The organism is Pseudomonas sp. B34(2017) (assembly GCF_002112915.1).
Classification (GTDB): domain Bacteria; phylum Pseudomonadota; class Gammaproteobacteria; order Pseudomonadales; family Pseudomonadaceae; genus Aquipseudomonas; species Aquipseudomonas pharyngis.
Genome location: NZ_NEJA01000008.1, coordinates 57,287 through 73,989, shown reverse-complemented (window position 1 = coordinate 73,989; position 16,703 = coordinate 57,287). Strand labels below are relative to the sequence as shown.

The following is a 16,703-nucleotide window of genomic DNA, read 5'->3' as shown; positions in this document are numbered from 1 at the left end:
AGCCTTAAATGACCGACTATAAAGCCACGCTAAACCTTCCGGACACCGCCTTCCCAATGAAGGCCGGCCTGCCACAGCGCGAACCGCAGATCCTGCAGCGCTGGGACAGTATTGGCCTGTACGGAAAGTTGCGCGAGATTGGCAAGGATCGTCCGAAGTTCGTCCTGCACGACGGCCCTCCGTACGCCAACGGTACGATTCACATCGGTCACGCACTGAACAAGATTCTCAAGGACATGATCATCCGCTCGAAGACCCTGTCGGGCTTCGACGCGCCGTATGTCCCGGGCTGGGACTGCCACGGCCTGCCGATCGAGCACAAGGTCGAAGTGACCCACGGCAAGAACCTGGGCGCGGACAAGACCCGCGAACTGTGCCGTGCCTACGCCACCGAGCAGATCGAAGGGCAGAAGACCGAGTTCATCCGCCTCGGCGTCCTGGGCGACTTCGCCAATCCGTACAAGACCATGAACTTCAAGAACGAGGCCGGTGAAATCCGCGCCCTCGCCGAAATCGTCAAGGGCGGTTTCGTGTTCAAGGGCTTGAAACCGGTGAACTGGTGCTTCGATTGCGGTTCGGCCCTGGCCGAAGCGGAAGTCGAGTACGAGAACAAGAAGTCCTCGACCATCGACGTAGCGTTCCCGATCGCTGACGAGGCCAAACTGGCCGCCGCATTCGGTCTGCCGTCCCTGGGCAAACCGGCCTCGATCGTGATCTGGACCACCACCCCGTGGACCATCCCGGCCAACCAGGCGCTCAACGTTCATCCGGAATTCACCTACGCCCTGGTCGACATCGGCGACAAGCTGCTGGTGCTGGCTGAAGAACTGGTCGAATCCTGCCTGACCCGTTACGGCGTCGAAGGCACCGTATTGGCCACCGCACCGGGTTCGGCGCTGGAACTGATCAATTTCCGTCACCCGTTCTATGACCGTCTGTCGCCAGTGTATCTGGCCGACTACGTGGAACTGGGCGCCGGCACCGGCGTGGTTCACTCCGCGCCGGCCTACGGCGTGGACGACTTCGTGACCTGCAAGAAATACGGCATGGTCAACGACGACATCCTCAACCCGGTACAAAGCAATGGCGTCTACGTGCCGTCGCTGGAGTTCTTCGGCGGCCAGTTCATCTGGAAGGCCAACCCGGCCATCGTCGAAAAACTGACCGAAGTCGGTGCGCTGCTGCACACCACCGTCATCGAACACAGCTACATGCACTGCTGGCGCCACAAGACCCCGCTGATCTACCGCGCCACCGCGCAGTGGTTCATCGGCATGGACAAAGAGCCGGTCAGCGGCGACACCCTGCGCGTACGCTCGCTCAAAGCCATCGAAGACACCAAGTTCGTCCCGGCCTGGGGCCAGGCGCGCCTGCACTCGATGATCGCCAACCGTCCGGACTGGTGCATCTCCCGTCAGCGCAACTGGGGCGTGCCGATCCCGTTCTTCCTGAACAAGGAAAGCGGCGAGCTGCACCCACGCACCGTCGAGCTGATGGAAGAAGTCGCCAAGCGCGTTGAAGTCGAAGGCATCGAAGCCTGGTTCAAACTCGACGCGGCCGAACTGCTGGGCGATGAAGCGCCGCAGTACGACAAGATCAGCGACACCCTCGATGTCTGGTTCGACTCGGGCACCACCCACTGGCACGTCCTGCGCGGTTCGCACCCGATGGGCCACGAGACCGGTCCGCGTGCCGACCTGTACCTGGAAGGTTCGGACCAGCACCGTGGCTGGTTCCATTCGTCCTTGCTGACCGGTTGCGCCATCGACAACCACGCGCCGTACCGCGAGCTGCTGACCCACGGCTTCACCGTGGACGAGTCCGGCCGCAAGATGTCCAAGTCCCTGGGCAACGTGATCGCGCCGCAGAAAGTCAACGACACCCTGGGCGCCGACATCATGCGTCTGTGGGTTGCGTCGACCGACTACTCTGGCGAAATGGCCGTGTCCGAGCAGATCCTGCAGCGCAGCGCGGACGCCTATCGTCGTATTCGTAACACCGCGCGTTTCCTGCTTTCCAACCTGACCGGCTTCGACCCGGCCACCGATCTGCTGCCGGCCGAAGACATGCTGGCGCTGGATCGCTGGGCGGTGGACCGTACGCTGCTGCTGCAACGCGAGTTGCAAGAGCACTACGGCGAATACCGTTTCTGGAACGTCTACTCGAAGATCCACAACTTCTGCGTGCAGGAGCTGGGTGGTTTCTACCTGGACATCATCAAGGACCGCCAGTACACCACCGGCGCCGACAGCAAGGCCCGTCGTTCGTGCCAGACCGCGCTGTTCCACATCTCCGAAGCGCTGGTGCGCTGGATCGCGCCGATCCTGGCGTTCACCGCCGACGAGCTGTGGCAATACCTGCCGGGCGAGCGCAACGAATCGGTGATGCTCAACACCTGGTACGAAGGCCTGACCGAGTTGCCGGAAGGCTTCGAGCTGGGTCGCGAGTACTGGGATCGCATCATGGAAGTGAAGGTGGCGGTCAACAAAGAGATGGAAATCCAGCGCGCGGCCAAGGCCGTCGGTGGCAATCTGCAAGCCGAAGTGACGCTGTTTGCCGAAGACGCGCTGACTGCCGACCTGGCCAAACTGAGCAACGAGCTGCGCTTTGTCCTGATCACCTCGACTGCCACTGTTGCGCCGTTCGTGCAGGCTCCGGCCGACGCCGTGGCCACCGAAGTCAGCGGCCTGAAGCTGAAGATCGTCAAATCCGCCTTCCCGAAATGTGCCCGTTGCTGGCACTGCCGCGAAGACGTCGGCGTGAACCCGGAGCATCCGGAAATCTGCGGCCGTTGCGTGGACAACATCGATGGCGCCGGCGAGGTTCGTCACTATGCCTAATGCCGTTGGCCGTTTCGGACGGCTGAGCTGGCTCTGGTTGAGCTTGCTGGTTCTGGTCATTGACCAGGCCAGCAAGTTCTACTTCGAAGGCAAGCTCGAGATGTTCCAGCAGATCGTGATCATCCCTGATTACTTCAGCTGGACCCTGGCCTACAACACCGGCGCTGCCTTCAGCTTCCTCGCGGACAGCTCCGGCTGGCAGCGCTGGCTGTTCGCCCTGATCGCGATTGTGGTCAGTGCGGTGCTGGTGGTCTGGCTCAAGCGTCTGGGGCGCAACGAAACCTGGCTGGCCATCGCGCTGGCGCTGGTTCTTGGCGGCGCACTGGGCAACCTTTATGACCGCATTGCCCTGGGCCATGTGATCGACTTCATTCTGGTGCACTGGCAGAACCGCTGGTACTTCCCGGCGTTCAACTTCGCCGACAGCGCCATCACCGTTGGCGCGGTGATGCTGGCACTGGACATGTTCAAAACCAAGAAATCCGGAGAAACCGTTCATGACTGAACAGGTATTGGCTGAGCAACGCATCGGCCAGAACACGGAAGTCACCTTGCACTTTGCATTGCGCCTGGAGAACGGCGACACGGTCGACAGCACTTTCGACAAAGCCCCTGCGACCTTCAAGGTCGGCGACGGCAACCTGCTGCCGGGTTTCGAGGCTGCGCTGTTCGGCTTCAAGGCCGGCGACAAGCGTACCCTGACCGTCGAGCCGGAAAACGCCTTCGGCCAGCCGAACCCGCAAAACGTACAGATCATCCCGCGTTCGCAGTTTGCGGACATGGAACTGTCGCCGGGGCTGCTGGTGATCTTCAACGATGCGGCCAATACTGAGCTACCGGGTGTGGTGAAAGAGTTCGACGACGCGCAAGTGACCGTTGACTTCAACCACCCGCTGGCTGGCAAGACGCTGACCTTTGACGTGGAAATCTTCTCCGTCAAAGCGCTCTGAGTAACACAGCAGAACCCCTGTGGGAGCGGGCTCGCTCGCGAATGCTGACTGACATTCAACATAAAAGTTGTCTGACACACCGCTTTCGCGAGCAAGCCCGCTCCCACAGGGATTGCAATGATCCATTTTCTTGCGCGCAAGACACGAGGCACAGCATGCAAATCAAACTCGCCAACCCCCGTGGCTTCTGCGCCGGCGTGGACCGGGCGATCGAAATCGTCAACCGCGCCCTGGAAGTCTTCGGCCCGCCGATCTATGTGCGTCATGAAGTGGTGCACAACAAGTTCGTGGTCGAAGACCTGCGCAGTCGTGGCGCGATCTTCGTCGAAGAGCTGGATCAGGTGCCGGACGATGTCATCGTGATCTTCAGTGCCCACGGCGTCTCGCAAGCCGTGCGTAGCGAAGCCGCCGGCCGTGGCCTGAAAGTGTTCGACGCCACCTGCCCGCTGGTGACCAAGGTGCACATCGAAGTCGCGAAATACAGCCGCGACGGCCGTGAATGCATCCTGATCGGCCACGCCGGTCACCCGGAAGTCGAAGGCACCATGGGCCAGTACGACGCCAGCAATGGCGGCGCGATCTACCTTGTCGAAGACGAGAAGGATGTCGCCGAGCTGCAGGTGCGCAACCCCGACAAGCTCGCCTTTGTCACCCAGACCACGTTGTCCATGGATGACACCAGCCGTGTCATCGATGCGCTGCGTACGCGTTTCCCGGCCATTGGCGGGCCGCGCAAGGACGATATCTGCTACGCCACACAAAACCGTCAGGACGCGGTCAAGCAACTGGCCGACGAATGCGACGTGGTGTTGGTGGTAGGCAGTCCGAACAGTTCCAACTCCAACCGCCTGCGTGAGCTGGCCGAACGCATGTCCACGCCGGCTTATTTGATCGACGGCGCCGAAGACCTGCAGAAGAGCTGGTTCGACGGAGTCGAGCGTATCGGCATCACCGCCGGTGCCTCCGCTCCGGAAGTTCTGGTGCGTGGCGTGATCCAGCAGTTGCAGGCCTGGGGCGCCACCGGCGCCGACGAACTGGCCGGGCGTGAGGAGAACATCACGTTCTCGATGCCTAAAGAGCTGCGCGTTCGCTCGATCTGATCGCTTTATCCTTTCGGCAAAGCGCCTGTTCAGCCTTTTGGCTGGTCAGGCGTACGCGACCGGTTGCCGCCAGCACCACCTGGAGCTGGCTGACCGGTTCACGAACCGAACATAGATGTATCGTCCCCGCCTGAAACTTGCGGTCCGGCACCAGTGGCTGGCCCAGGCTGCTGAAGCGTATGTACCGGCTCACCAGCCAGTTGCCGACAATCGGTATCTTTCCGTCACTCGCCTGCTCGATCAGCAATGGATTACCCGCATCCGCCGCCCCCTTTCCATTGAGATCCAGGATGATCCGCCAGCCCTGACCCCAGTCACCGTTGATGCCATGAATCACCACGCTCTGGTTGCGCGTGATGGCCATGGTCCGGGCATTGCGAATCCCGTCGAGCAAAGACTGCGCGGCCTGCTGCCGCCGGTTTGATTCGGTGAAGTCCGCCAGCGCCGGACCGACCAGCGACAGAACAATTGCGCCGATCGCCAGTCCCATAAGCAGTTCGACCAGACTGAAACCCTGTTGCGGCATGTGCGCCTCCTCCCTGGATTGTGCACGGCGGCGCAATCCGTGCGCCGCACGCGGTAAATCAACCGGCGCATGCCGGTCGAATGTTCTAGGTTTGTACAGGTATAGCCGACGGCAACGGAGGGCATCGATGGATCATCGTACAAAAGGTTTCACGCTGATCGAGCTGTTGGTGGCGGTCGCGGTGTTTGTGATCCTGATCACGATGGCGGTGCCGGCATTCACCCGTTCGGTGCAGGGCAGCAAGGCCGACACCGAGGTCGGCGACCTGCAACGGGCCCTCAATTACGCCAGGCTCGAGGCGATCAACCGGGGCGTCACCACTCGCTTGCGGCCGAGCGCCGGCGGCAGTGTCTGGACCGGCGAGTTGTCGGTCTACGACAGTACTGGCACTCCGGCCAATGTATTGCGGGTTGTTCCAGCGATGAGCAGCGGCGCGACTCTGACGCTACCCTCTGGAGTGACCGCGCTGGATTTCAACAACCTGGGCGGGCTGGCGGCACCGTCCACAGCGGTGGCCATCAGTTACACGCTGGGCACGCAAAGCAGGACGCTGAACGTGTGTCTGAACGGACGAATTCAATTGGGTGGAAGTTGCGGATGAGGGCAGGGAGCAAGTACGCACAGGAGGGCATGACGCTGATCGAAGTGCTGGTCGCGTTGTTGATTCTGACGGTCGGGTTGCTGGGCGCGGCGGCGGTTCAGCTCAATGCGCTGAAGTACACCGACAGCTCGCGGATGACCAGCCAGGCGAGTTTCATCGCCTACGACATGATGGACCGGATTCGCGCCAATTCCGGCGCCGACTACACCGTCACTCCGCCGACCACGGGCAACCTGAGTGTCGCCCGGGATCAGGATCTCTACGACTTCAGCACCAACATCGTCAATTTCGGCGGCCCGACCGCCACCGGCAGCATCACCCTCAATCAACGCGTGTACACCATCACCATCACCTGGAGTGACGCGCGCGCCGCCAATACGACCGGTGCAACCCGCAGTTTTGTCCTGACCAGCCGCGCCGCGGTCGATCCGGTGGCCACACCATGAAGCGTCATAACCTGGGTTTCGGCCTGATCGAAATGCTGGTCGCTCTGGCGCTGGGGCTGATCGTGGTGCTCGGCGTGGTGCAGATCTTCCTGGCGGCGAAGAACACTTATGTCAGTCAGAACAGTGCGGCCGCCATGCAGGAGGACGCGCGGTTCGTGTTGAGCAAGATGATTCAGGAACTGCGCATGGTGGGCATGTTCGGCTGCCTGGGCACGATTACCGATTCCAGCTCGGCGGGAGATTTCACAGCGGCCCAGATCACGCCGATCAGCTGGGACAACGCCAATCTAAAACTGACCCTGGTCACCGCCGATGTCGGCAGCGCGGGCGGGACGCCGACCTGGACCGTGGTCTCCGATTGCCGCAACAGCGCCACGGCTTATACCGGTGCGCGGGTGGCGGCGACAGGACAGATCGCGTTTCCGATCCGTCGGCTGGTCTACAGCTTCAGCAACAACCAGATTCTGATGGGCACCGGCAGCGGCAACCCCGCCCAGCAGGTGCTGGTGAACAATGTCAGTGCGTTCACCGTGATGTTTGGTCTGGCGAGTTCCGCGACCGATGTTGCGGCGTCCACCTACAGCGCCAACCCCGGTGATCCGGCGCGGATTCGCAGCGTACGCCTGAGCCTGACCCTCACTGATCCGAATAATCGGGTCCGCAATCAAACCTTCAACGTGGTTGCCGCCTTGCGCAACCGCTTGCAGTGAGGGGCGAGCGATGAACGTTTCTCTCCATCGGCGACGGTCCCAGGGCGGCATGGTGTTGCTGGTCAGTCTGGTGTTTCTGTTGCTTCTGACGGTGATCGGCCTGTCATCGATGCAAAGCGCCAACCTGCAGGAAAAAATGGCCGGCAGCGTGAGTTTGCGCAATCAATCGTTCCAGACGGCCGAGGCGGCGTTGCGCATCGGCGAAAGCGCGGTGCAACTGGATGGCTACGCGCTGGCGGTGTGCGCCAGCCCTACCCAATGCGCGCCGCCGGCGGAGTCCTCGGTGGTCAGTGCGGCCGGGTTCAACTCCACGTCGGGGGTCACCTGGATCGCCGCCGGCAGCGGGTTCTACGGGGTGCAGAACATCGGCACGACCCTGACGGCGGTGAACGTGCCGAGCAATACCTCGGCGACGTTGTACCGGGTCACGGCCATCGGCATCGCCGGCACTTCGCGCAGTGTGGTGGAGAGTGTCTATGCGAAGTACTGAGCGACGCTTCAAATGGTTGTCGCTGCTGCTCGGCGTGTTGACCGGGCTCTATCTGGCGGCACCGGCGTACGCTTTCACGCCGTCCGATTCGCCGCTGTTGAGCGCGGCCGCCGTGCCACCGAACGTGATGTTGATGATCGACGACTCGGGCAGCATGAACAGCATCATCTATGCAGCAGGGTTCGATCCGACCGTGGATCGCACGCCGGCCCGCCAGTGCAACGCGGTCATCGGCCTGTGCCTGAGCTCAACTGCCATTACCGGCGATACGATCTTTCTCTCGAGCCTGCCAACCTCCGGCTGCTCCGGCGGTGCCTATGCGTTCTACAACAACAGCCTGACGCCGCTCTGCCTGAAGCTGCCGGATCCGGTGGGCAGCGGCAACACTCGCTATTCGGCGGATTACATTTCCTATGTGGTGAGTCTGGCGATCAACAACGGCACACGCGACTTCACCACCGGGGCAATTCCCAACGATTACCGGATCAACGTAGCGCGCAACGTTTCCACCGCACTGGTCACCAGCAACCGCAACCTGCGCATGGGCCTGGCCACCTTCAATCCGGCCACCAGCAACAACCCTGGCAACGGCGGTTTCATCGCGCGCTCCATCAGCGACCTGTCACCGGTCAGCGGCAGCGTGACCCAGGCCCAGGCCGACACCAACTACAACGCACTGATTTCCTCGATCAACGGCCTGAGCGCGGTGGCCAACACGCCACTGGCCGAGACCTACTACGAGATCACCCGCTATATGCGCGGGATGGCGCCGTACTACAACACCACGCCGAGCACTTACACCAGCCCGATCCAGTATCGCTGCCAGAAAAACTACGGCGTGGTCATCACCGACGGTTTGCCGACCTACGACCGCACCTTTCCGAGCAACGACCCGCTGGGCGGCAGCCGCCTGCCGAACTGGGACGGCATCAACAATGACGGGAACAACCTCAACGGGGACGGGGAGGGCGATACGCTGTACCTGGACGATATCGCCAAGTTCGCCTTCGACATCGACATGCGTTCCACCGGCACCGATGCAGCGGGCAAGAGCTGGAACGCGGTGGATTTCCCCAGGCAGAACATGAACACCTACACCGTGGGTTTCACCGCTTCCAACGACATGCTCTCGGATGCCGCCGATTACGGACAGGGCCGCTACTACCAGGCGACCGACAGCGCCGGTCTGAATGCCGCGCTGTCTTCGGCGTTGAGCGACATCACCTCGAAGGCCGGTTCCGGCGGCAGCGGTGTCGCCAGCGGGACGACGCTGGCGAGCGGCACCAGTTATTTCCAGACCAGTTATGACCCCAAGGACTGGCGCGGCACGATCAAGTCCTTTGGGTTCAACTCGGCCGGGGCGGTCAATACTTCGGCGGTGCTGTGGACCACCGATACGGCCATCGTGCCCGGAGCCACTGCGCCGACCTACCAGTCGTGGAACTCCCTGAACAACGCGGCGGTGACGCTGGCTTACGGCAACTTCTCCCCGGCCCAGCAGACCGTTCTCAGCCAGGGTTTGCCCACCGGCATCAGCGGCATCGATCTGGTCGAGTGGAGCAAGGGCACCAACAAGGCCGGGCTCAAAGTGCGCAGCGTATTGCTCGGGGACATCATCAACTCGCCGCTGGTGCTGGCCTCGCCCACGGAAAAAACCGCCTCCGATCTGGCCGGTGACACCACCTACAGCACCTACCTGACCACCAAGGCTTCGAACATGAATGCCAGCCTGGTGGTGAACGCCAACGACGGTTTTGTCAGCGTCATCAACTCGGCCAACGGTACCCGGCGCTATGCCTACATGCCGTCCAGCGTATTGCCCTCGCTGCGCCTGATTGCCGATCCGAACTACGTCAACGGCGTCAGCCACAAGTTTCTGGTGGATGGTCAGATCGGTGTGTTCGACGCGCAATTCGGCACGGCGTGGAAAACCCTGGCCATCGGCGGGACGGGGGCCGGGGACAAGACGTTCTACGGACTCCAGCTGTTCGACGCCTCGGCAGGCAACGTCATCCGTGCCTTGTGGGAGGTCAGCGCGCCGACGACCGCCAGTACTTCAAACGCTTTTAATGATCTGGGTTACGCCTATGCCCGCCCGGAGGTGGCACGCTTGGCCGATGGTCGCTGGGCGGCATTCATTGCCAACGGTTACGGCAGCAACTCCGGGGTGGCGGCGCTATATGTGCTGGATGTGCGTGACGGCTCGCTGATCAAGAAAATCGTCATCGACAGTACGGAAACCACCAACGGTTTGTCCTCGGTGAAGCTGCGGGTCAATTCGCAGAACGTGGTGCAGGCCGCATATGGCGGTGACTTGAAGGGGCGGTTGTGGAAATTCGACCTGAGCGCCACGTCCTCCGACAGCTGGGGCGTAGCGTTTTCCGGCAAGCCGTTATTTACCACGGCTGGCGGGGCGACTCAGCCGATCACCGCGCAACCGTTGCTGGCGGACAACGCTCTGGGTGGCAAACAGATTTTCGTCGGCACCGGCAAATTCAACGAAGCCGCTGACAAGACCAACAAGGATTTGCAGGCGTTCTATTCGGTGTGGGATGCCGATGGCGGGTCGGGCCAGATCACGGTCAGCAGTTTGCAGGCGCAGGCGATTACCGGGGTGTTCTCCGGCAGTACCGGACAGTTCGTCACCACCAGCCAGAACGACACGACGTATCCGGCGGAGAAGGGCTGGTACCTGCCGCTGGTGTACAACAACGCATTGACCGGCGAACGGGTGATCAACCAGGCCAGTCTGGTGCTGGGACGAATCGTGTTCACCACGGCCAGTGTCGATACCACCGACCCGTGTTCCAGTTTCGGTACCGGCAAACTGATCGAACTCGATGCGTTCAGCGGTAAGATGCTCAACTACGCGGTGCTCGATACCAACGCCGATGGCGTGGTCGACAGCAACGACACGATTTCCAGCGGCGTGGTGTTCACCGGCGGTATCCCGACCCTGAACGCCATCGTCAACGGTGCATCACGCAAGGTCGTGAACGATTCCAGTGGCGGTATCACCACCCTGGTGGAAAAATCCGGCGGCGGCAGCCGTCGTATCATGTGGCGGCAAATTCAGTAAGCGAGAGTTCGAGGCATGCGCAGATCCAACCGAGGTTTCACCCTGATCGAAATCATGATCGTGATTGCGATCATCGGGATCATGCTCACAATTGGCCTTCCAAGTTACAACGAATATGTGAAAAAGGGGCGCCGTGCCGACGTGGTCAGCACTTTGTCGGAACAGGCACAGATCCTCGAACGCTTCTATTCGAAGAACAACGTCTACACCGGTGTCACCGGGTTGAGCACCGGCAACGATTTCTACACCATCACGCCGACGCTCACCGATCAGACCTTCCTGCTGACCGCGACCCGCAAGACCGGCACGGCCATGGCCACCGACAAGTGCGGGGATTTCACCCTCACCAACACCGGTGTCAGAAGCATGAACAACGCGACCACCGGGCTGACCACCAAGGATTGCTGGGGCCGCTGAGCCGCATTATTTCGGGTGCCTTTTGCGCCCACTGTCTTTTTTACGGTTGGATCAAACATGACCAGGCAACAGCAAGTGGTGATTGTCGGTGGCGGGGTGATTGGCCTGCTCACTGCGTACAACCTCGCCTCCGAGGTCGGCAGCGTGGTGCTGCTCGATCGTTCGAACGTCGGCCAGGAATCGTCCTGGGCCGGCGGCGGTATCGTGTCTCCGCTGTACCCGTGGCGCTACAGCCCGGCCGTCACCGCGCTGGCGCACTGGTCGCAGGATTTTTATCCACAACTGGGTGAGCGCCTTTTTGCCGATACCGGGGTCGACCCCGAAGTGCACACCACCGGCCTGTACTGGCTGGACCTGGATGACGAAGCCGAAGCGCTGGCGTGGGCTGCGCGGGAAAACCGTCCGCTGCGGGCTGTGGATATCTCGGCGGCGCATGATGCGGTACCGGTGCTCGGTGGCGGTTTTTCCCGGGCGATCTACATGGCCGATGTCGCCAACGTGCGCAATCCACGGCTGGTGAAGTCTTTGAAAGCGGCGTTGCAGGCGCTGCCGAACGTGACGATTCACGAGCAGTGTGAAGTCAGCGGATTTGTCCGTGAGGGTGAGCGGGTGGTGGGCGTGCAGACCTCCACGGGTGTGATCACCGGTGATCAGGTCGTGCTGACGGCGGGCGCGTGGAGCGGCGAATTGCTCAAGACTTTGGACCTTTCGCTGCCGGTGGAGCCGGTCAAGGGCCAGATGATTCTCTACAAGTGCGCGGCGGATTTCCTGCCGAGCATGGTGCTGGCCAAGGGGCGCTACGCGATTCCGCGCCGTGACGGGCACATTCTGATCGGCAGTACGTTGGAACACGAAGGCTTCGACAAGACCCCGACGGACAACGCACTGGAAAGCCTCAAGGCCTCGGCAGTCGAGTTGTTACCGGCGCTGGCCGATGCCGAAGTGGTGGGGCACTGGGCCGGGCTGCGACCGGGTTCGCCCGAGGGCATCCCTTACATTGGCCGGGTTCCGGGTTTTGACGGTCTGTGGCTGAACTGCGGGCATTACCGCAATGGGCTGGTGCTGGCGCCGGCATCCTGTCAGTTGTTTGCCGATGTGATGCTGGGGCGTGCGCCGATCATTGATCCGGCGCCGTATGCACCGGCCGGACGGATCTAGTCAGTTTTTCTTTCGGTGACTGACAAATCGCTTTCGCGGGCAAGCCCGCGAAAGAGGCGTTAATCCAGACCCAGTTTCTTCAGCCTGTAGCGCATCGAGCGAAACGAAAGACTCAACCGCTGCGCTGCCGCCGTGCGATTCCAGCGGGTTTCTTCCAGCGCCTGCAAAATCAGTTTGCGCTCGACGCTTTCCAGATAGTCTTCCAGGTTGTCGATCTGCGTGAGATCGGCAATGCCGCCTTCAGCAGTGCCGTTTCCTTCACTCAGACGTAAATCCTCTGCCTCGATCGTGCGGTTTTCACACAGGGTGTGCGCCCGCTCGAGCACGTTCTCCAGCTCCCGCACGTTGCCCGGGAAGCGGTAGTTTTTCAGTGCCTCGAGGGCATGGGGATGAAGGCGTGCCGCCGGTTGCCCGGTGCCATTGGCCAGGCGTTTGAGCATGTGGCCGGCCAGTGCTTCGATGTCCTCACGACGTTCGCGCAGGGACGGCACACGCAGTTCGATCACGTTCAACCGGTAATACAGATCCTGACGAAAGCGCTCGGCAGCCACTTCCGCGTCGAGGTCCTTGTGCGTCGCGCAGAGGATGCGCACATCGACCACGGTTTCCTGTTGCCCGCCGACGCTGCGCACGGCTTTTTCCTGGATCGCCCGTAGCAGCTTGACCTGCATCGGCAGCGGCAGATCCGCCACTTCATCGAGAAACAGTGTGCCGCCATGGGCCGCCTGAAACAGTCCTGGTTTATCCTCCACTGCACCGCTGAAACTGCCTTTGCGGTGGCCGAAGAACTCGCTCTCCATCAACTCTGAAGGAATCGCCCCGCAGTTCACCGGCACGAACGGCTGATTGGCGCGGGGGCCTTGTTCATGAATCAATCGGGCCACCAGCTCCTTGCCGCTGCCGGACTCGCCGCTGATGTACACCGGTGCCTGGCTGCGGGCCAGTTTGTCGATCTGCTTGCGCAGGTTGCGCATCGGCGGTGAATCGCCGAGCAGCCGCCGGTCGATCGAAGTGCAGACATTGCCCGGCGCCGGCATGCGCAACGCCGAGCCGACCAGCTCGCGCAGGCGTGTCAGGTCCACCGGTTTGGTCAGGAAGTCGAAAGCCCCGGCCTTGAGGGCGTTGATTGCTGTTTCCAGGCTGCCGTACGCGGTGATCATCGCCACCGGCAGTTGTGGATAACGTTGCTGAATGTGCTGCACCAGTTCCAGGCCGGTGCCGTCGGGCAGGCGCATGTCGGTCAGGCACAGATCGAAGCTCTCGCGGCGCAGCAGCGCCTGGGCTTCATTGAGATTGCGTGCGCTGAAGGTGTCGAGTTTCATCCGTCCCAGGGTGATTTCCAGGAGTTCGCGGATATCCGGCTCGTCGTCGACGATGAGGATTTTTTGCCGTGGGCTCGTGTTCAACTTTGTTTCCGTCCGTGAGCAAAGGTGATGCGAAAGCAGCCGCCGCCTTGGCGTGATTTGAAGTCTAGGCGCGCTTGATTGCTTTCGCACAGCTCACGGGACAGATAAAGCCCAAGGCCGGTGCCTTGGCTGCTGGTGGTAAAGAACGGTTCGAACAGATGAGCCTGTTGATCGAGCGGCACGCCGGGGCCGTTGTCTTGCACTTCGAGCACGGCCAGCGTGCTCTCGGGGTCGATGGACAGCGTCAGCCAGACCTCGGCCGGATCGTGCAACAGGGCACTGTGGCGCCAACCATTGCGTAACAGATTGTCGAGAATCTGTGTGAGCTGGCCCGGATCCATCAGGGTGCGAAAATCCCCCGGGCCGATGTGCAGATGAATGTGCTGGCGCTCGCCGGCCTGTTCGCGGCTCTCGTCGACGAACTGCTCCAGCCACGGTTTGAGGTCGAGCCGTTGCGGTGCGCTCTGCTGGCGGCGGGACAGTTGCAGGACGTTTTCGATGACTCGGTTCATGCGCTGGGAGTGGTCTTGAATGATCTGCGTCAGACGCCGATCCGCGCCGTCGAGTTCCTCGGATTCCTGCAACAGCTGCGCGGCATGACTGATGGCCCCCAGCGGATTGCGGATTTCATGGGCGATACCGGCAGTCAGCCGGCCCAGCGCGGCCAGTTTCAATTGTTGCGCCTGCTGGGCGATCTGGGCGAGGTCTTCGAGAAACACCAGGGTCTGGCGGTTCGGGCTCTGTTCCAGGGCGATGAAACTCGGCTGCAGCTCCAGGCCATTGCCGGCGATTTTCAGGCTTTGCGGGCGCAGGGTCGGGTTGTTCAGCCACAGTTGCAGGCGTTCGACCAATGCGCTCGAGTGCTCATCGATCAAGTCGCCTTCAAGGTGTGTTTGGCCCAGGAGGGTCTTGGCGCTGTGATTGGCCAGTTGCACCCGGCGCTGTTCGTCGAGCACCAGAATGCCGGTGCGCATGCGTTGCAGGATCAGCGCGTTGAGGGCTTCGAGCCCCACCACTTCGCTGGCGCGCAGCTCGGCCAGGTTCTCGCTGACTTCGAGACGGCGCATCAATCCCTGCACCAGCAGCGAGGCGGCGAAGCACAAGGCGCCGAGGGTGCCGGCCTGCAGATAGTCGTTGGCGCTCAGGGAATGGCTGAAACTCAGCAGAAAGCTGAGCCCGACAATGCCCAGGGTGGCGATGGCGGCGATCAGCAAGCCGATACGTCGTCGCAGCAAGGTGTTGCTGATGGCCACCGAAACGATCAGCAAGTTGCCAATCGCACTGGCCACACCGCCCGCTGCGTAGAACACGCCGCACAGCAGCAGAATGTCGACCAGTGCCAGAGCGAACAACTGGGCCGGGCGGCGGATGTTCTCGAGGAACACCACCAGCAGGATGTTCAGCACCAGGTACAACCAGCTGCCATTGCGCAGCCACTCGTCGTTGGCCGAGGTCAGCAGGCGGTTGTCCATGTTGCTGGAGATCAGCAACACCAGGGTGATGCCGACACTTAAACGGTACAGATGATAGAGACGCAGCAGTCGCTGGGCCTGTTTGCTGTCGGCGTTGTCAGCCTCAGCGATCACTGGAACCGGGGCCTTGCTCAAGGTGAGCCTGGCTGCAATACCACTGTTGTTGAAGGTTCAGCGCGCGGTCGCGGGGCAGGTGCACGCCGCAATGGGCGCAGCGCACCATCGGCGCGGCATCCTGTTCGCGAGGCGATCGGGTGGACGAGGCGGGGGCCTTGAATTTGCGCCACAACCAGACAGCAGCGGCGATCAAGGCAATCCAGAACAGTAAACGAAGCATGATGGGCGGCTTTTCGGCTAATGATTCGGCAGTTTAGCCAAGGACCCGACAGGCGCACAGCCCAATCACACGCCGCAATAAAAAGGGAGATCCGAAGATCTCCCTTTTTGGCATCACCGCAGTGATCAGTCGAACAGACCGAAGGTCATGTAGCTGAAGATGGAACGGTCGCTGTCGCTCGACTCCGGTTCCGGCTCTTCGATCACGTCGCCGTTTTCGTCTTTCGGCTTGAGCTCGTTCGGGATCGCGTCTTTCGCGTCCTGGAACTGCTTCTGCACGTCCTGGTTGGCGCGGGTCTCTCCCGGCGGCAGCGGCGGACGGGATTCGATCAGACCCAGGGTGGCCTTGCTCAGGAACGAACGGTTGTCGGCTTCGGCAACGCGAGGCACGAACTGACCGTCCTGCAGGCTCGGGTGGTTCGGGTAGTTGAGCTTCAGGGTTTCCAGACTGGTGGCCGCCAGTTCGTCCAGATGCAGGCGCTGGTAGGCTTCGGTCATCACCGCCAGGCCGTCACCGACCGATGGGGTTTCCTGGAAGTTTTCCACTACATAACGACCACGGTTGGCAGCGGCGACATAGGCCTGACGGGTCAGGTAGTAGTCGGCCACGTGGATTTCGTACGCGGCCAGCAGGTTGCGCAGGTAGATCATGCGCTGCTTGGCGTCCGGCGCGTAGCGGCTGTTCGGGTAGCGGCTGGTCAGTTGGGCGAACTCATTGTAGGAGTCGCGGGCGGCACCCGGGTCACGCTTGGTCATGTCCAGCGGCAGGAAGCGCGCCAGCAGGCCGACGTCCTGGTCGAACGAGGTCAGGCCCTTGAGGTAGTAGGCGTAATCGACGTTCGGGTGCTGCGGGTGCAGACGAATGAAACGCTCGGCAGCGGATTTTGCAGCTTCCGGCTCGGCGTTCTTGTAGTTGGCATAGATCAGTTCCAGCTGCGCCTGATCGGCATAGCGACCGAACGGATAACGCGACTCCAGAGCCTTCAGCTTGGCTGTGGCGCTGGTGTAGCTGTTGTTGTCCAGGTCCTGTTGAGCCTGCTGGTACAGCTCGGCTTCACTCAGGTTTTCGTCTACGACTTCCTTCGATGAGCAAGCAGCGGTCAATGCGAGGATGGCGATCAGCAGCAGGTGTTTCACTTGCATGGCGGCTTGCGTCCCTATGACGGCCGCTG

At 61.6% G+C, this 16,703-nt stretch carries 16 protein-coding genes; 11 read left to right on the top strand and 5 right to left on the bottom strand.

What is annotated here, in order from left to right:
- Positions 1 to 8 precede the first annotated feature (8 nt).
- The 4 genes from ileS to ispH all read left to right on the top strand — a co-directional run bounded on the left by ileS (position 9) and on the right by ispH (position 4,890).
- Complete coding sequence (gene ileS, locus CAF80_RS24380) at positions 9 to 2,840, top strand: isoleucine--tRNA ligase (RefSeq protein ID WP_064599527.1); 2,832 nt, start codon at positions 9 to 11, stop codon at positions 2,838 to 2,840.
- On the top strand, positions 2,833 to 3,345 hold the full coding sequence (lspA, locus tag CAF80_RS24375; RefSeq protein WP_085668044.1) for a signal peptidase II: 513 nt from the start codon (positions 2,833 to 2,835) through the stop codon (positions 3,343 to 3,345). The genes ileS and lspA overlap by 8 nt, the downstream gene beginning before the upstream one ends.
- 7 nt (positions 3,346 to 3,352) lie before the next feature.
- A complete protein-coding gene (gene fkpB, locus CAF80_RS24370) occupies positions 3,353 to 3,790 on the top strand; it encodes an FKBP-type peptidyl-prolyl cis-trans isomerase (RefSeq protein ID WP_170928297.1) in 438 nt (145 codons plus the stop codon).
- A 155-nt stretch (positions 3,791 to 3,945) separates the two neighbouring features.
- Positions 3,946 to 4,890, top strand: a complete 945-nt coding sequence (gene ispH / locus CAF80_RS24365; protein WP_064599525.1) for a 4-hydroxy-3-methylbut-2-enyl diphosphate reductase — start codon at positions 3,946 to 3,948, stop codon at positions 4,888 to 4,890.
- On the opposite strand, the gene CAF80_RS24360 is transcribed toward ispH, so the two are convergent.
- Entirely contained in the window at positions 4,862 to 5,416 is a 555-nt protein-coding gene (locus tag CAF80_RS24360; protein WP_085668043.1) for a GspH/FimT family protein, read from the bottom strand. The two genes, ispH and CAF80_RS24360, sit on opposite strands and share 29 nt — an antisense overlap.
- 127 nt (positions 5,417 to 5,543) lie before the next feature.
- Here CAF80_RS24360 and CAF80_RS24355 point away from each other — a divergent pair, with 127 nt between their 5' ends.
- The 7 genes from CAF80_RS24355 to thiO are packed head-to-tail and all read left to right on the top strand — an operon-like array spanning position 5,544 to position 12,317.
- Positions 5,544 to 6,017, top strand: a complete 474-nt coding sequence (locus CAF80_RS24355) for a GspH/FimT family pseudopilin (protein ID WP_039771701.1) — start codon at positions 5,544 to 5,546, stop codon at positions 6,015 to 6,017.
- Positions 6,014 to 6,463, top strand: coding sequence for a type IV pilus modification protein PilV (pilV, locus tag CAF80_RS24350; protein ID WP_039771699.1), 450 nt, complete (start codon positions 6,014 to 6,016; stop codon positions 6,461 to 6,463). Before CAF80_RS24355 ends, pilV begins: the two co-directional genes overlap by 4 nt.
- The gene (locus CAF80_RS24345) at positions 6,460 to 7,173 is read left to right on the top strand and encodes a PilW family protein (RefSeq protein ID WP_085668042.1); all 714 of its coding nucleotides are present in this window, start codon (positions 6,460 to 6,462) and stop codon (positions 7,171 to 7,173) included. Before pilV ends, CAF80_RS24345 begins: the two co-directional genes overlap by 4 nt.
- Before the next feature lie 10 nt (positions 7,174 to 7,183).
- Positions 7,184 to 7,663 (top strand): PilX N-terminal domain-containing pilus assembly protein, encoded by a 480-nt coding sequence (locus CAF80_RS24340; protein ID WP_085668041.1) that lies wholly within the window; start codon positions 7,184 to 7,186, stop codon positions 7,661 to 7,663.
- Complete coding sequence (locus CAF80_RS24335) at positions 7,650 to 10,742, top strand: pilus assembly protein (RefSeq protein WP_085668040.1); 3,093 nt, start codon at positions 7,650 to 7,652, stop codon at positions 10,740 to 10,742. Before CAF80_RS24340 ends, CAF80_RS24335 begins: the two co-directional genes overlap by 14 nt.
- 15 nt (positions 10,743 to 10,757) lie before the next feature.
- Positions 10,758 to 11,159 (top strand): type IV pilin protein, encoded by a 402-nt coding sequence (locus CAF80_RS24330; protein WP_085668039.1) that lies wholly within the window; start codon positions 10,758 to 10,760, stop codon positions 11,157 to 11,159.
- 57 nt (positions 11,160 to 11,216) lie between these two features.
- Entirely contained in the window at positions 11,217 to 12,317 is a 1,101-nt protein-coding gene (gene thiO, locus CAF80_RS24325) for a glycine oxidase ThiO (protein ID WP_085668038.1), read from the top strand.
- A 59-nt stretch (positions 12,318 to 12,376) separates the two neighbouring features.
- Here the strand turns inward: thiO and CAF80_RS24320 are convergent, their stop codons facing one another.
- From CAF80_RS24320 to CAF80_RS24305, 4 genes are all read right to left on the bottom strand, one after another.
- Positions 12,377 to 13,723, bottom strand: coding sequence for a sigma-54 dependent transcriptional regulator (locus CAF80_RS24320; protein WP_039771687.1), 1,347 nt, complete (start codon positions 13,721 to 13,723; stop codon positions 12,377 to 12,379).
- Positions 13,720 to 15,309 carry an ATP-binding protein gene (locus CAF80_RS24315; protein ID WP_039771685.1) on the bottom strand — a complete coding sequence of 530 codons (1,590 nt, stop codon included), beginning with the start codon at positions 15,307 to 15,309 and terminating at the stop codon, positions 13,720 to 13,722. Before CAF80_RS24315 ends, CAF80_RS24320 begins: the two co-directional genes overlap by 4 nt.
- Positions 15,299 to 15,532, bottom strand: a complete 234-nt coding sequence (locus CAF80_RS24310; protein ID WP_039771683.1) for a PP0621 family protein — start codon at positions 15,530 to 15,532, stop codon at positions 15,299 to 15,301. Before CAF80_RS24310 ends, CAF80_RS24315 begins: the two co-directional genes overlap by 11 nt.
- A gap of 125 nt (positions 15,533 to 15,657) precedes the next feature.
- Positions 15,658 to 16,674, bottom strand: coding sequence for an outer membrane protein assembly factor BamD (locus CAF80_RS24305; protein ID WP_007959566.1), 1,017 nt, complete (start codon positions 16,672 to 16,674; stop codon positions 15,658 to 15,660).
- Positions 16,675 to 16,703 lie beyond the last annotated feature (29 nt).

What these genes read in the sequence shown, in the direction of transcription:
- CAF80_RS24360 (WP_085668043.1), bottom strand. Translation starts at nt 5,416, where the DNA reads ATGCCGCAACAGGGTTTCAGTCTGGTCGAACTGCTTATGGGACTGGCG.
- CAF80_RS24355 (WP_039771701.1), top strand. Translation starts at nt 5,544, where the DNA reads ATGGATCATCGTACAAAAGGTTTCACGCTGATCGAGCTGTTGGTGGCG.
- CAF80_RS24335 (WP_085668040.1), top strand. Translation starts at nt 7,650, where the DNA reads ATGCGAAGTACTGAGCGACGCTTCAAATGGTTGTCGCTGCTGCTCGGC.
- pilV (WP_039771699.1), top strand. Translation starts at nt 6,014, where the DNA reads ATGAGGGCAGGGAGCAAGTACGCACAGGAGGGCATGACGCTGATCGAA.
- CAF80_RS24310 (WP_039771683.1), bottom strand. Translation starts at nt 15,532, where the DNA reads ATGCTTCGTTTACTGTTCTGGATTGCCTTGATCGCCGCTGCTGTCTGG.
- CAF80_RS24340 (WP_085668041.1), top strand. Translation starts at nt 7,184, where the DNA reads ATGAACGTTTCTCTCCATCGGCGACGGTCCCAGGGCGGCATGGTGTTG.
- ileS (WP_064599527.1), top strand. Translation starts at nt 9, where the DNA reads ATGACCGACTATAAAGCCACGCTAAACCTTCCGGACACCGCCTTCCCA.
- thiO (WP_085668038.1), top strand. Translation starts at nt 11,217, where the DNA reads ATGACCAGGCAACAGCAAGTGGTGATTGTCGGTGGCGGGGTGATTGGC.
- CAF80_RS24305 (WP_007959566.1), bottom strand. Translation starts at nt 16,674, where the DNA reads ATGCAAGTGAAACACCTGCTGCTGATCGCCATCCTCGCATTGACCGCT.
- CAF80_RS24330 (WP_085668039.1), top strand. Translation starts at nt 10,758, where the DNA reads ATGCGCAGATCCAACCGAGGTTTCACCCTGATCGAAATCATGATCGTG.
- ispH (WP_064599525.1), top strand. Translation starts at nt 3,946, where the DNA reads ATGCAAATCAAACTCGCCAACCCCCGTGGCTTCTGCGCCGGCGTGGAC.
- CAF80_RS24345 (WP_085668042.1), top strand. Translation starts at nt 6,460, where the DNA reads ATGAAGCGTCATAACCTGGGTTTCGGCCTGATCGAAATGCTGGTCGCT.
- lspA (WP_085668044.1), top strand. Translation starts at nt 2,833, where the DNA reads ATGCCTAATGCCGTTGGCCGTTTCGGACGGCTGAGCTGGCTCTGGTTG.